The sequence below is a fragment of the bacterium SCSIO 12741 genome, assembly GCA_024398055.1.
Taxonomy (GTDB): domain Bacteria; phylum Bacteroidota; class Bacteroidia; order Flavobacteriales_G; family Salibacteraceae; genus SCSIO-12741.
This window is the reverse complement of the sequence record CP073749.1, coordinates 3,670,379-3,685,470: the sequence shown is the minus strand read 5'-3', so window position 1 is coordinate 3,685,470 and position 15,092 is coordinate 3,670,379. Positions and strand designations below refer to the sequence as shown.

The window sequence follows — 15,092 nt, the reverse complement described above, 5'->3', positions numbered from 1 at the left end:
TGAAGATTGGAGATTCACTAGTTCCCATTAAGCTTCCGCTTCAATCTTGGAATCACTTCGTAGGCAATCTTTTTGATGAGGGCATCATAGGCCTTGTCCCCAGCCCGGGTATAATCGAGGTCCACTCCTTTAATTCCATTGAGGGATTCTTTGACCAAAACCTCACCGGTGCTGGTTAATTTAACGGTGGCTTCTCCTTCCAAAATGGCCGTATAAAGCCCCTGAAATTCACCGGCTTCCCGTGTATCGGCTTGTACTTCGATTACAATATCGCTCTTGTTGATATCGGCTTCGTATTGCATACCGTTTCCGATGAGTGACTTCTGACAAGCCGAGCGTAGTCCTGAGGTATTTTGAACCGGCATTTGGCCAAATTTCTTCTCCTGCAAATTCAATTGAACCCGAGGGGAACGAACCACTAAATCAAATCGACATTCAGGAACGTCAAAAGACCGGATCATTAATTTATACATGGGATCCCCTTTGGCAAAGAAGGCTTGCATATCCATTCGAACTTCAAGCTGGGCAGTTCCTCTTCGGGAGGCCCTTTTAAAACCTGGCATAGCCACTCCGTCAAAGCGCGTTTCCACCTTTACCCGATCTGGATACAGCAAGTTGCAATCATAAATTAAAGGCACCTGATTTTGGGGTTTCTCCCCTTCTCCCGTCACCTTTACCTGAGTCAGCTCTCGATCTGGAACGATTCCATAAGTCAATTCCATGGCCTTCTGATTGCCGGTTATTTTAATGGATCGCAACAGCTGCTTCATGTCTTGCATCACTACGTTTCCGAGATACTGCTTCTCCCCGGTCTGAGGATCATCCACCATGATGGGCTCGTTTAAAAAAGGCTCCAATGCTTTAAACGCCAATACCTGGCTGCGAAAAGATTGAACCAATTCTTGATTTCTTCTAGCCGTTGCGGCATCCTGACGATGGCTTTGCGCCTGCTTCACCGCCCGATCGATGCGTTGTTGTTTAAGCTCCAGGTAGCGCTTTTTGCTGAGTCGGTAATAAATATAGTACTGGCCCTCATCTTCCCATTGGTCCACTTGTTCGTAGTCTGAGATCGTTGCGGCCGACTGAACCCGAACGGATTGAAGAAATCGCTCCTCAAAAGAAGTCTGGGTCTCCAGTTGTTTGAGCAAAGAGTTGGATTCCACCTTCACTTCTATTTCCGATACCAGATCTTGCAAGGCATTGCGTTTCGCGATTTGGGCGTAGTCCGAAGGGTTTATTTTTTTGTTGGAACGGCCAATTCCAATGTAGTAATCCGTATCAATTGGCCTGCGCTGTACCCATTCCGGTCCAGGATCAACGATTTCCTCGGGCTGTTGAGTCACTTTTTGAGTGGACGTACATGCGGTTAACAGGAATATGGGAATAAGCAGGTAAAATAGTTTCATTCCAACTTGGATTCGTATTGGGTAATTTTTCGGGAAAATCCAGCGGCCACTTCGCGGGTCATTTCGTCATAAAGAGAGGCCTCTGTTCTAAGTGCCCTAACCGGTGTTTTGAATTTTTTATCCAAAGCCGATTTCGAGGCTCTGTCGGTGTATACCTTGTCATCGGTCCGAGCAATGCTTTTACTCTTCCAGGTGCCGGGATACACATTTTTGTAATTCAACTCTGTACGGGCATATTCCAATTGATCGAAGCGTTTGAGTTGGTAAACTTCCGAAAGCACTACTTCCCCTGTTTCTGCAGAAATCAACGATACCTCTACTTCACATTCAACCCTTCTCTTACCCATTGTGACTTTGTAGGTAATTTTTCGGTATTTCACTTCTTGAGTGGTCTTCCCCGTAGTTTTGTCGTAGTGCTTAACGATGTATCGCTCATAACCATTTTGGGTATAAGCTTTTGGAGCCTGATGAAAGGTTTTGTAGCTTACGAGTTTACTCGATATCAGCATTTTTGCTCCCAGCATTTCACCGGTTTGCGCTGCTGTATTGGCATCCAATATCCCAGTTAATCCCAACTTCTGTTCTTCAATAAGTTCATCCGTATTTTCCCGGTCAATAATGACCCGAAAAGGATTGTCGGGTGTAATTAACCCCCGTTGCAAGGCTCGGTAAACCAACTGGGCCTGATTTCGTTGAGTTGAATTGGACTGAACCGGAAGAATGGCAATGGTCAACCTGCCCCGGGTAACGCATTCATTTTTGAAATATTCGGCTTCCTTGTAATCGGAACTAATGGCCAGAACTTCTGTATAGAGTGCATAGGCCTTGCGAAAATGTTTGGCATCAAATTCTCGGTTAGCCACTCTATAAATGGGTTCTGCATCAGAAAAATCCTTTAACTCCCTGGCATCCTTGTAATAGGGATCGAGTTGAATAATTTCATCAAGAACAGCCGTGGATTGATCAAATCGCTCAGCACGAAGAAACTCCATCGCGTCATCGTAACGGATTTCTAAATACGCTTCTCGGGATTCGAGGTAATTCTTTTCGTAGTAATTGGGAAATTCCAGCTTCACATAGGGCGACACCTTTTCATGGTAAGCCTTGGCTTCCAGGTAGGAATAAACCGCCGTTTTGTAATCGTTGGCCCCATGAGCAATGTAGAATTTTTGCAGGTGATTCTCCAAAATCTTCTGCCCTTCTCGCTTCAAGGCAATGGTTGCATCAACGTTTTTTCGGTTACGTTTTACGGCGAGGTAGTAAAACTCAGCCGCCTCTTCGCTCAAGCCAGCTTCCTGCAATCGCTCACCGCGCTTGTAGTAAGAGCGTGAGGTGTTGCAAGAGCTATTGACCAATAGCAAGCAGGCGAACCATATTAATATTCGGGTATTCATGCAGCGGTTCAAAAATAGAAAGGCTTTGCAACTATTTTGCCAAAACCGCTTTTTTAAGAAAAATAGACCGCTATTTTCGGAAGCCGTAGATGAATTGGCCTATAAACGTTTGAGGAAACTTTTCGATTCCCGGGAAACCCAAACGAATATCTCTTCCGTCACTCGGCATGGAGGCCGTACCAAAGATATAATCCCAGATAGCCAGACTAATTCCAAAGTTGATTCCATGGGGTTTTCCCTCTGGTAAATCATAGGAATGATGCCAAATATGCATTTGAGGACTGTTGAACAAATACTCCATAAAAGGACCTAAACCAAAAGCAAATACCAGCGGAATTCCAATGATCCAGGCACCGCCATTCAACCAATCCATACCCGTGTAGTGTACGATGTAGAATCCAACGAACACCCCTAAAAAGCCGGCAGAATAGGTGCCTTTGATACGGAAATTAGCATGGTTGTAGTGTCCAATAGCCAGGGCTGCGATATGAATGATAAAGAAGTCATATAACCCAATTCCCAGCAGCGCCAAAGGCAAGTACTCGAAGCTGCGGTAAACCAAAGTTTCCATCCAATGATAACGAAGGTGAGCCGCAAAACCCATTTGCTCTACCGAATGATGAACCTTGTGAAACTCCCAAAGAGCCGGAACCCGGTGAAGCAATCGGTGAACCCACCACTGCACAAAGTCCCTAACTACAAACCCGGTAAGCAATACCGCCCAAATAGGCCATTGATTCATCGGGTTGGATTCCTGGAGATTGAAACTCGTCACCGCGAGAATGGCGTCGTTGAAAAGGTTGACCACCACATCCGAAAAGCCGTTGTAGATAATGAGTGAAAAGAAAAAGAAGTTGAAAAACATGTAGAAGGCATCCAACCAAAAATCTTTGCGGAATCGAGCTTGCCCTTTTCTCCAGGGACGCAGCCATTCCAGCAGCATAAAAAAGAGGGAAACGCCAATCAACCAATAAAAATAGTTGTGCCACCCCGGATGGGTGATTTCATTCCAGAGGTAACTTGCGTATCCTTTATACCCTCCTACAAATATGTTCCAGTACTTCTCCATAGGTAACTGATGTTTGCTCTCCAAAAATCTTGGAAACCATGCAAATGTCGGTTATACAAAAGTAGTGGGAAGTAACAAATGTCACTTTTAGCACCATCATTTATTGGATTTAAAAAGCAACCAAATCCTAACCATCGGCCAATTGGATTGTCTATATTCGTATTCGTTCCGGCACCCGCAGGAAATGGGTGTTTCCAGAACTAATTGAAGAATTCTGATTCTCTATTATGAAGAAAAAACACCTCCTTTATTTGCTTGCCGCATTGACATTTACGGCATGCTCAGAGGAAGAAAAGGTAAAACAAGCACCTCCCGCACCTTTCCCAGTAGCTAAGCTCAAGCCCCAAAGAGTTCCCATTTCAAATCTCAGTATCGGTACGATAGATGGTTTAACCAACGTTGAACTCCGCGCCAAAGTTGAGGGATACATTGAAGAAATTTTCACGGATGAAGGACGCTTTTTGCAGAAAGGTGATCCCATCTTTAAAATTGAAGATGATATCTATCAAAATGAGGTTTTAACAGCTGAAGCAGCATTGGCCCGATCCAAAGCCAAACTGGAAAAATCTCGTGCAGATGTAGAGCGCCTCACTCCCCTGGCTGAACAAAATGCCGTGAGTAAGCAAGAATTGGACTATGCTATTGCAGAGCACAAGGAGGATCAGGCTAACGTAAAAGCATCAGAAGCATCACTGGCTCAGGCTCAAATTAACCTCGGCTATACCGAAATTCACTCTCCGATTAATGGTGTTTTAGGGCAACTTCCTATAAAGGTCGGAAGTTTGGTTGGACGTGGGGAAAGCACCCTGCTATCTACGGTTTCTGAAGTGGACGAGGTGTATGTTTACTTCAACGTAGATGAAGCCTCCTACCTAACTTTCCTGAAATATGTCCCAGGAAAGTCCCTGGATGACAAAATTGAAAAAGTACCACCCATGGAGGTGATTTTGGCAGACAACTCTGTATTTGAACACAAAGCGGAGTTACAATCGGTAGACCGGGCTGTTAATGTGACTACAGGTTCTATTCGGTTTAGAGCTATTATTGAGAATCCTGATGGTCTGCTCCGCCCTGGAAACTTTGTACGGTTAAACATGACCCATTATATCGATAGTGCCGTAATCGTCCCCAAAAGGCGGTTTACGAAATTCAAGGCCGGCAATTCATCTTTACCTTGAACGACAGCAACAAGGTGGTGAGCCAAAGGATTGTGACTGGTAATTCTATCGACAACCTATTTGTGGTTAACGAAGGGCTTTCCTTCGGTGATCGAATCATCACCACCGGATTGGCCAAAATCAAGGCTGGTATGACCATTATCCCTAAGGATACCGTAATCACGATTTCCCGCTAAACACTGACTCATGGTAAATTTCTTTATTCATAGGCCGGTTGTTTCTACCGTAATCTCGATTTTGATTACGTTGATGGGGGTTATTTCGATGATGACTCTTCCCATTGCCAAGCTTCCTGAACTGGCTCCACCTGTGGTTCAAATCCAAGCGGTTTACCCAGGTGCCAACTCCATGACGGTTGAAAAAACCGTTGCCGTACCGATCGAAGAAGAGGTAAATGGGGTTGAAAACATGCTCTACATGAGCAACTCCTGCTCCAATGATGGAGTACAGCAGCTAAACGTGTATTTCGAAGTAGGTGCCGATCCGGATATGTCGAATGTATTGGTACAAAACCGGGTTTCGAGTGCTAACAGTAAGCTCCCTCCAGAAGCAATTGGTGCAGGTATTACCACCAAAAAGCAGCAAACCAGTATGCTATCGGTCATTGTATTGGCCGCTGAAGGAGGTAACTACGACGAAGTATTCTTGAGCAACTACATGAAAATCAACATTGAGCCGGAAATTAGACGGATTGCTGGTGTTGGTAATACAAGCTTTTTTGCCGAACGGGAATATGCCATGCGTCTGTGGCTTTTTCCTGATAAAATGGCCGCTTACGGCATCACTCCTCAAGAAGTGGTAGGTGCGGTTAAAGAACAAAACCTGGAATCGGCTCCGGGAAAAATTGGTCAGTTCCCAATTGTGGATGGCCAGGTAATGGAATTTGTAATTCGTGCCAAGGGCAAGCTTTCTACCGAACAAGAGTTTTCCAATATCATTATCCGAGCTAAAGAAGACGGATCCTTGATTCGAATTGGCGATGTTGCCCGGGTAGAATTTGGTTCGAAAGACTACAAAGGGATTACACGCTTTAATGGCTCTGAAGCACCTGCTTTGGCCATCTATCAGCTGCCTTCTGCTAACGCTAAGGCGGTAATGGACAACATCCGAATCAAGATGGAAGAGTTGTCCAAGCGTTTTCCTGCCGGAATTCGCTACGAAATTCCTTATGACACGACCACTTTCGTAGATGCCTCCATTAGTAAGGTTATTGAAACCTTGTTGGAAGCCTTCTTGCTGGTATTCCTTGTGGTTTACATCTTTATTCAAGACTGGCGTGCTACCCTGATTCCAGCTCTGGCTGTTCCCGTGTCGATTGTAGGAACTTTCATCTTTATGGGACTGATGGGATTCTCGATCAATCTTCTCACCCTTTTCGGGCTTATCCTTGCCATTGGAACGGTGGTGGATGATGCCATTGTGGTCATTGAGGCCGTGCAACAAAAGTTGGAAGCCCACCCCGATTGGACAGCAAAAAAAGCGACTATCGAATCGATGAAGGAAATTACGGCACCCATTATTACTACTTCGTTGGTATTGATCTCGGTGTTTGTTCCCATCGCCTTTGTACCTGGCACTTCAGGTATTCTGTTCAAGCAGTTTGCGATGACCTTGTCTTTCTCTGTATTGATTTCTACGATTAACGCCCTTACGCTGAGTCCGGCCATGGCTGCACTTCTACTTAGAGCTCCTGAAAAAGACAAAAAAGGAATCTTAGGTAAATTCTTCAATGGATTTAACCGCGTCTTTGAGGTGGTTACAGAACGTTACGGTTCAGCGGTGAGCTTTATGACCCGTCGTACGGCCATGGCGATGATTTTACTCGTGGCACTTTCCGGTGGAGGATTTATGCTGTTCAACTCCATGCCGACTGGGTTCGTTCCTCAAGAAGATGAGGGATATGCTTTCGTAGACATTAGTCTGACTCCAGGTGCTTCGCTTCAGCGTACGGATGATGCTCTGAATGTTTTGAGTGAATTGATTAAGGACATCCCTGAAATCAAAAACATCATCAACATGCCCGGCTTTAGTATGATGAACTCCACTTTCGTTTCCAATAAAGGGAGTGCCATTATCGAATTGAAAAACTGGGATGATCGTACCCGAAATACAGATCAGATCATTAAAGAAATCAACGGTAGACTTCGGAAGTACCGGGAGGCCCAAGCCATTAGTTTTGGTCTGCCCGCCGTGCCAGGTTTGGGTAACGGGTCCTCTTTTGAGTTTAACCTAATGGACCTCACAGGTTCTGGAGTTTTCCGATTGGCCGAGGTGAGTGAGGACTTTGTAGCTGAAGCTCAAAAACGACCTGAATTGGCCTATGCGATGTCTTCTCTGGATGTAAACTCTCCTCAATACGAAGTAAAAATCGATGAGGAAAAAGCCAAGAAACAGGGTGTAATGATCAATGATCTTCTCGCCACCATTCAGGGTTACTACGGTTCAGATTATGTATCTGACTTTAACCGATTTGGGAAATTCTACCGGGTGATCACCCAGGCAGACACAAACTATCGACGTTCTCCCGATGATCTCCTCAACATCTACGTGAAGAATGGCAAAAATGAAATGGTGCCCATTTCTTCGATGGTAACCATTAAAAAGGCTTACGGACCTGACTTCATCAAACGATTCAACATGGCTACCTGTGCCGTAATTCAGGGAGAGCCTGCTCCGGGATACAGTTCTGGTGATGCGATTAAAGCCATGGAAGAAACGGCAGATGCGGTACTTCCGCAAGGATACACCTACGCTTGGTCGGGCATGTATTTGCAGGAAAAAATATCGGGTGGACAAATTGTCTACATCCTTATCATGGTGGTCATTTTTGTGTTCCTAATTCTGGCTGCTTTGTATGAAAGTTACATACTCCCCTCTCTGTTATGCTGGCTGTTCCTCTTGGAATTTTAGGTTGTGCCGCACTTCAGTTGATCATGGGATTAGATAACAACATTTACACTCAGGTGGCCCTTGTAATGCTGATCGGACTTTTGGCTAAAAATGCGATTCTGATTGTGGAATTTGCCAAAATGAAACGTGAAGAAGAAGGTCTCCCTATTTTGGAAGCCGTTCTCGAAGGGGCCAAGCAACGATTCAGGCCGATCTTGATGACCGCCTTTTCGTTCATCCTGGGTACTTTCCCACTTCTTATAAGCACAGGTGCTGGTGCGGTAAGCCAGAATTCGGTAGGATCTGCCGTGTTCGGTGGAATGCTAACCGGAACTATTCTCGGTGTATTCTTTACGCCGGTTTTATTCGTGGTTTTCCAGCGGTTAACCGAGAAATTCAAAAGCAATTCGTCAACAGAAAGCCCCAGTGAATCATGAAAATAAGCTTTCTTAATTCCAATCCGAGCGGCCGCCGTTTCGCTCTTCTGATCAGTCTGGTGTTGTTGGGTACCTTCATGCAAACCTGTAAGGTGGGCGATAACTATGAGCGGCCGGAAAAAGAACTGGCCCTGGAAGATAAATACCGAAACATCGAAGAAACCGACTCCACTACCCTGGCCCAATTGCCTTGGAGAGACATTTTTGATGATCCCGTTTTGGTAGCCTTGATTGATTCAGGATTAAACAACAACATGGATCTTCTTAGAGCTGTGGCCCGAATCAATGAATCCCGAGCGTATGTAAAAGAGGCCAATTCGAGCTTACTTCCTCACATTGGTGTAGATGGACAGGCTTCTCGTGCGGCCAACTCGGATAACTCGGCCATTGCCTTGTTTTTAGGCGATGAAACCGGGGGCGTTACGGCCTCCAACCTAAACAACTACAAGGTAGGCGTTGGACTCATGAGTTACGAAATTGACCTGTGGGGAAAACTGAGAAGATCCAAGGAATCAGCCTTGGCTAAAATGCTGGAAACCGAAGCCGCACGGCAAACGATTCAGAATACGGTCATTGCAGAAATTGCTTCAAACTACTACGATTTGATCCGCTTGGATCAACAACTACAGATTACCCAGGCCAATATCGCGTTGCGTCAAAAAACCTATGACCTTATCAAATTGAAAAATGATAAAGGTGTTGAATCCGGACTTGCGCTCAAACAGGTAGAAAGTGTGTTGTACAACGCCAAGGCCATGGTACCTCAAATTGAGCAACAAATTCAAATCCGGGAAAATGCTTTGAACCTACTTGTAGGGCGTTATCCTACTACTCTGGAGCGTGGAAAGCCTTTAGGAGAGCAAACCGTACGTGAAAACCTTCCTACCGGTATTCCTACCCAACTTTTGGTTTATCGTCCAGATGTGGTGGCCGCAGAGATGAATTTAGCCAGCACCAATGCCGATATTGGCGTTGCTAAAGCTTACTTCTACCCTTCTCTTACCATTAGCGCAGGATTGGGATATGAAAGTGTTGGAGTTTCCAATTTGTTTCAAACACCGGAATCCATCTTTTGGAACATTGCTGCTGGTTTAACAGCTCCGATTTTTCAGGGAGGACGAAATAAGGCTCGTTTGCGTCAGGCAGAGGCCAGAATGCAACAGGCTTACATTGACTACCGCTACAGCGTTATGGGAGCGGTAAAAGAGGTTGCCGATGCAGTCATTTCCATTGAAAAAACGGAACAGCAGTATCAGGCGAAACTCAAAGAAGTACAAGCTCGTCAGAAAGCGGTGGAGTACTCCGAGGCTCTATTTAGCCGAGGAAGTGCAAGTTACCTGGAAGTTATTGAGGCTCAACGATACACCTTAACTGCCGAATTGGAGTTGAGCGATATTCGCAAAAATCAGCTTATCGCTATCATCAATTTGTACAAAGCTCTTGGAGGCGGCTGGGATGCTTCGCCAAATGAAACGGCTCAATCAGATGCCGAATGAGGTAGCATACCGAACAATTCCAGATAAATCCAGCAGACCACCAGGTCTAAGTTCGATTCCCATAAAACGCTCGTCACTAACGGCCAATGGGCAATGGATGTTCCATTTTGACGCCCGTTCAAAACCAAATTTGGGGTAGTATTCACTGTGACCTAAAACGATTACCCCTCTAAATCCCATAGCTCGGGCTTTTTCTAAACCAGCTACAACCAGTTGGCTACCAATACCCTTGAGTTGCATAGCAGGATCTACAGCCATGGGAGCCAAGGCCAAAAGATCTCGTCCAGCATGATTATCGATACCCAGATGAGAAAAGAAGATGGTTCCTATCGGGAGGTCATTTTCGTTGCAGCCTACCAAGGCCAATTCAGGAACAAAATCGATGTCGCGTCTTAATTCAGCCACAAGTCGGCTTTCGTTGGTTCCCCTAAAGGCACGATCTAAGATATCGTGTACCCGTTCAAAGTCTTCTCGACGCTCTTGCCTAATCGTTAGGGGGTGCTGCATCTATCAAAGATACGGGATTTGAATTTTCAATAAAAACCGCATCTCAATAATTATCCACTGAGATGCGAGGAGAAAGATTCATCTCCAAAACGGAAACGAATCTTCCTTCTTGCAATTTATGTCTTAGGGAGTAACCACATCTCCATCCCAGCCCAGCATTCCGCCGTCCAGGTTGAAGAGGGTGGCAAAACCCATTTGAGCCATGGCGCCACAAGCAGAACTACTTCGGCCTCCGCTTCGGCAGATCATAAAGTAGTGTTTGCTTTTGTCCATTTCGCTGATCTGTTCGATGAAATCAGTTCCCATCAAATCAATATTGATGGCTCCTTCAATCGTTCCCGTTTGTACTTCTTCCGGAGTTCGAACATCAATCAAAACGGCTTGATCGTCGTTAGCTACTTTATCTCTAAATTCCTGAGGTGTAATATTCGTATACATGATGCGTGTCGTTTGAATTATTCAAAGGTAAGAGATCAAGACTGAGACGAGCAGGCAAATGCCGTTACCGGAATATCGGTTTTTAGAATGGCATCAATCCCACCATTCACATTCACGTGATTGTGGAATCCACGGGCTTTCAAAATACTGATGAATACCATAGAACGGTAGCCCGACTTACAATGCACATATTGATTAGGCTCATTGGTGATCTTATCCATATTCGCATTGATGTAATCTAATGGAATGTTAGCTGCATCTTCCACATGCTCCGCATCAAATTCAGAAGGCTTACGAACGTCCACAACCGTGCCGCCATCCTTAATCAAAGCTCCAAGATCGTTAGCTTCGACAGATGGAACCGAATCAGCTTCTTTGCCCGCATTTTTCCAGGCCTCTACTCCACCGTTCAAGTATCCGATCGTGTGGTCATATCCTACCCGAGAAAGACGAGTAATTACTTCCTCTTCTTTTCCAGCGTCAGCCAAGAATAGAATCGGCTGTTGTAAATCTTCAATCAAAGCACCAACCCAGGGAGCAAAGTTTCCATCCAATCCAATAAACACAGATCCAGGAACGTGAGCTTCGGCAAAAGCTTCTTTGTTACGTGTGTCCAGAATCAAAGCTTCAGCATCGTTGGCCAGCTTTTCAAATTCATCTGCTGTCAGTGCCCGGTTACCTCGATCCATTACTTTGTCAAGGCTATCGTAGCCCTTCTTGTTCATCACGGCGTTCTTAGGGAAGTATTGAGGCGGAGGCGCTATTCCGTCAGTCACTTCTTTAACAAACTCTTCGCGGGACATATCTGGACGCAAGGCATAATTTGTTGCCTTTTGATTACCCAAAGTATCCACCGTTTCAGTACTTAGGTTTTTACCACAAGCCGAACCCGCACCATGACCAGGATAAATGGTCAAGTCGTCGCTCAATGGCATAATTTTGTTTCTTAAGCTATCAAATAGGTAGCCAGCCAAATCTTCTTTAGATAAATCACTCTTTACGGCCAGGTCAGGGCGACCTACATCGCCGATAAACAAGGTATCTCCAGTAAATAGCGCTACATCCTTTCCGTTTTCATCACGAAGCAAAAAGGTGGAAGACTCCATGGTGTGTCCTGGAGTATGAAGCAGTACCAAAGTCACCTTTCCAATTTTAAACTCTTGGTTGTCTTCGGCACAGAGGAAATCAAACTCAGCTGTTGCATTTGGTCCATACACGATTTGAGCACCCGTTTTCTGGGCCATATCCAAGTGTCCTGAAACAAAATCAGCGTGAAAGTGAGTTTCAAAAATGTATTTGAACTTTGCATTGTCCTCTTCGGCTTTGCGCAAATAAGGGGCGGTATCTCTAAGTGGGTCAATGATGGCAGCCTCGCCATCGGATTCAATGTAGTAGGCGGCCTCAGCCAGGCAACCTGTATATAATTGTTCAACTTTCATGTTTCTTCCTTTTGATAAAAAGTATGAAGCAAAAGTACACAGAGCCGTGTTTTCAAAAGGTAACAAATGTCACTGTTAACGATTATTTCGAATTGTCTACTGGCCTCTACGTCTGTTTATAAGGCTGGTAAAAACGATAGAAAGGCCAACCGGAAAGAGGAATTTAAAAAGGAGTAACCATCCATTTCTCCCCCTCTTCTCCGGTCGACCAATCAACCCTAACCTAAACTAAACTAATCTAAACCAAATCCAATACGATTGTATCAATATTTTACTTTTTGCTCACGAGGCATCCCGAGTCGCTGTGCGATCCAGGAGTAGTCTTACAGATCTGATTTGCCGGGGAAGTTGAATAACAGCCTCTTCTTCCCATAACTCTACTTGAACGGATTTTTCGTAATCCATCATTAGAAAGCCCCTATGAATGGCTTCCCGGAACAATTGAAGGTCGGTTTCAACGAGCCATTTTTCACGAATAGAATCTTTGGTCAGTTCGACGGATGTGGTTGTGGCATCGAGAATTTTTGCGGCTCTATCCAGGCTGTAGCCGGACAAAAGCAAACGCAATACATTTCTCTCAAAAGGAGTTAAGTTATTCGAATCCATAGTTTAAGATTGGTGATGTTAATGGAATAACAATACATCAAATGTATCATTAAATCAAAAATACAATCCAAATGTATTATAATTTTTATGGATAAAAAATGAAAATCAAATATTTTATTAACAACACACTCCCATTCACCCAATAAGACCGATTGATAGCAACAAAAAAGCCGCCTGGCGAGGACCAGACGGCTTGTAAAGAAGTCTTTTAAACTTCTACTCTACCCGATTCAATTTTAGGGTTTCCTGGCCAGAACTACGGGTTACTTTAAGCACGTATTGTCCGGCCGGATGTCCTGTCGAATTCCATTCAATACGATTGCTTCCGGTTTGAAAATGGCTGGCATCCCAGGAATGGATCAATTTGCCATCTACTCCGAATATTTCCGCTTGAATCACAGGATCATTGGCCTTCGCTCTGATTTCGAGATTCACGCTTGTGCTAAAGGGATTGGGATAGACTTGACTCTTCGCATCCTCAGCAACAATCCCCTCTTCTCCAAGTGTTTGCTCCTTGTACGCTACATGAGAATTATCCATACGATAAACAAATCCAACGGCCCTTCCTGCCATTGCCGGAGGCATCATACAAGGTCCAAATTCCAACCAGGTTCCTCTAAAATCTCCGGTTACATAGCGGTTGTATATACCTGTAGTATTGGTACCGTATTCAATTTCCATGGCCCTTGTATGAGTATAGGTGGACCCTACATCATCTACTACATCATGGGCAGAAATAGGAGTACCCGTAGAGACGGACAGGGTGTTCATTTCTACACTAGAAATCTCGGTATTAAATCTCAAATCATAGGCAATGATAAAATCAACGCTTGATGCACTTTTCCGGGCTACACAAATGCTTCGGTCATAAACGGATGTGTAGTAAGGTAAAGTGGGATCCATTAAACTTGGATCTGATCCTGAGATGGACGTGGTAGGCAGGCCGCTCTCAAAGACATCCAGGTTGCGGTCAAAACAGATCACGGCATGATCACTCCAGTTGGGTGATAAGCTGGCAATCGGGCCTACTCCATCCAAAACAAGGTCCTGGGTAAAGTTTCCTACCACTATAACCTTATCATCGCCCATGTAAGCGAGATCGAGGCCAATATCTTCTCCATCGCCATATATGTATTTATAGGTAGGTGTCATAGGCATGCACCCTCCACCTGGAACGGTTACCTTGGCCAACATAATGTCGCGATCAGCATTAATCACCGAACCGGTAATCCACACATGGTTCAAATCCGGATCCATAACCACATCCATTACCTTTTCCCCCATTTGGTTGGCCGATAGATTTTGACCTCCCAGAGTATATTGAGAGAGAAATCCGACGGTAGGATTAATACCATCAAAATCCACCGTAAAAGAGCAACCCGGATCACAACCGGATCCAGTCCAAAGCTTGGCATGTGGGAAATGGATGGGCCATTCCAAGCCATTGCTTTCCACAAAACCACCGGTAAAAAGACGTCCACTGGTTTCATCCAGGGTAATACCCTGACCGTAAGTATTAAGGTCGGCATCGGTTTCAGCGACCCACATAGGCTGGCCATCGTGCGAAAAACGAGCTACAAAATGACGGTAAACACTGGAGCTAGTCTCACAAGTGACAACTGGTGTAAACAAAGGCACTGGATAAGTCTGCTCAAAGGTTACTTGTCCGGTAATTGACCCGGTGACGTAAACATCGCCTAAGGCACTGACTTCGATATCCATCCCCGAGAACTCTGGATGGTTTGGCGTTGTGGTGGATCCAAAAGTAATCCACTTTATACTCGCCGTTTCAGCTACCTCATCGCGTATGATTCGCATCACAAAAATCTTCCAATCGGAAGGAGGTGCAAGCGGGATGCTCAATTCCGTAATTCCAGCTCCACAGGGGCCAAAATGGGCATCTACAAATTGACGACTCATTCTACCAGTTAGGTAAATATCGCCGTAGGGAGTTTCGGTTCCAATATCCATGGACTCGATGTATACATGACCATCTGCCTCGAACCGGAAAGGAAATATTTGGGCTGAGAGTGTCCCATATCCCCCACAAGTACTAAGGCGATGAATAAAGTTTTTAGAAGGTGTTTGAATTGATGTTTCATAGGTTTTGTATTTAATTGTTCAGTAGAGGAATCGGCCGTGGTTCCAGGTAAAATGAATTCACGATTCAAAGGTCATAGAGCCGTGAATAAAGGATGTCAACCTATGTTTTTATTCTGTCAAGCTATGATGA

General features: G+C 44.9%; 13 protein-coding genes. 5 read left to right on the top strand and 8 right to left on the bottom strand.

Going from position 1 to position 15,092, the window contains the following annotated elements; genetic code table 11:
• Positions 1 to 17 precede the first annotated feature (17 nt).
• From KFE98_15730 to KFE98_15720, 3 genes are all read right to left on the bottom strand, one after another.
• Positions 18 to 1,406 carry an LPP20 family lipoprotein gene (locus KFE98_15730; protein UTW61447.1) on the bottom strand — a complete coding sequence of 463 codons (1,389 nt, stop codon included), beginning with the start codon at positions 1,404 to 1,406 and terminating at the stop codon, positions 18 to 20.
• The gene (locus KFE98_15725; GenBank protein UTW61446.1) at positions 1,403 to 2,800 is read right to left on the bottom strand and encodes a hypothetical protein; all 1,398 of its coding nucleotides are present in this window, start codon (positions 2,798 to 2,800) and stop codon (positions 1,403 to 1,405) included. The genes KFE98_15730 and KFE98_15725 overlap by 4 nt, the downstream gene beginning before the upstream one ends.
• A gap of 70 nt (positions 2,801 to 2,870) precedes the next feature.
• Complete coding sequence (locus KFE98_15720) at positions 2,871 to 3,869, bottom strand: sterol desaturase family protein (protein UTW61445.1); 999 nt, start codon at positions 3,867 to 3,869, stop codon at positions 2,871 to 2,873.
• 227 nt (positions 3,870 to 4,096) lie between these two features.
• On the opposite strand from KFE98_15720, the gene KFE98_15715 reads away from it, so the two are divergent.
• Genes KFE98_15715 through KFE98_15695 form a run of 5 tightly spaced genes read left to right on the top strand, consistent with a single transcriptional unit; the run spans position 4,097 to position 9,869 of the window.
• Complete coding sequence (locus KFE98_15715; GenBank protein ID UTW61444.1) at positions 4,097 to 5,047, top strand: efflux RND transporter periplasmic adaptor subunit; 951 nt, start codon at positions 4,097 to 4,099, stop codon at positions 5,045 to 5,047.
• On the top strand, positions 5,044 to 5,223 hold the full coding sequence (locus tag KFE98_15710; protein UTW61443.1) for a hypothetical protein: 180 nt from the start codon (positions 5,044 to 5,046) through the stop codon (positions 5,221 to 5,223). Before KFE98_15715 ends, KFE98_15710 begins: the two co-directional genes overlap by 4 nt.
• Before the next feature lie 10 nt (positions 5,224 to 5,233).
• The gene (locus tag KFE98_15705; protein ID UTW61442.1) at positions 5,234 to 7,957 is read left to right on the top strand and encodes an efflux RND transporter permease subunit; all 2,724 of its coding nucleotides are present in this window, start codon (positions 5,234 to 5,236) and stop codon (positions 7,955 to 7,957) included.
• Complete coding sequence (locus tag KFE98_15700) at positions 7,930 to 8,373, top strand: efflux RND transporter permease subunit (protein ID UTW61441.1); 444 nt, start codon at positions 7,930 to 7,932, stop codon at positions 8,371 to 8,373. The genes KFE98_15705 and KFE98_15700 overlap by 28 nt, the downstream gene beginning before the upstream one ends.
• Entirely contained in the window at positions 8,370 to 9,869 is a 1,500-nt protein-coding gene (locus tag KFE98_15695; protein UTW61440.1) for an efflux transporter outer membrane subunit, read from the top strand. The genes KFE98_15700 and KFE98_15695 overlap by 4 nt, the downstream gene beginning before the upstream one ends.
• Here the strand turns inward: KFE98_15695 and KFE98_15690 are convergent.
• From KFE98_15690 to KFE98_15670, 5 genes are all read right to left on the bottom strand, one after another.
• The gene (locus KFE98_15690) at positions 9,855 to 10,376 is read right to left on the bottom strand and encodes an N-acetyltransferase (GenBank protein UTW61439.1); all 522 of its coding nucleotides are present in this window, start codon (positions 10,374 to 10,376) and stop codon (positions 9,855 to 9,857) included. The genes KFE98_15695 and KFE98_15690 overlap by 15 nt on opposite strands.
• 123 nt (positions 10,377 to 10,499) lie before the next feature.
• The gene (locus KFE98_15685; protein ID UTW64729.1) at positions 10,500 to 10,817 is read right to left on the bottom strand and encodes a rhodanese-like domain-containing protein; all 318 of its coding nucleotides are present in this window, start codon (positions 10,815 to 10,817) and stop codon (positions 10,500 to 10,502) included.
• Between the two features lie 32 nt (positions 10,818 to 10,849).
• Positions 10,850 to 12,253 carry an MBL fold metallo-hydrolase gene (locus KFE98_15680; protein UTW61438.1) on the bottom strand — a complete coding sequence of 468 codons (1,404 nt, stop codon included), beginning with the start codon at positions 12,251 to 12,253 and terminating at the stop codon, positions 10,850 to 10,852.
• A gap of 282 nt (positions 12,254 to 12,535) precedes the next feature.
• Entirely contained in the window at positions 12,536 to 12,859 is a 324-nt protein-coding gene (locus KFE98_15675; GenBank protein UTW61437.1) for a hypothetical protein, read from the bottom strand.
• Between the two features lie 216 nt (positions 12,860 to 13,075).
• Positions 13,076 to 14,830, bottom strand: a complete 1,755-nt coding sequence (locus KFE98_15670; protein UTW61436.1) for a T9SS type A sorting domain-containing protein — start codon at positions 14,828 to 14,830, stop codon at positions 13,076 to 13,078.
• Between the last annotated feature and the right edge of the window lie 262 nt (positions 14,831 to 15,092).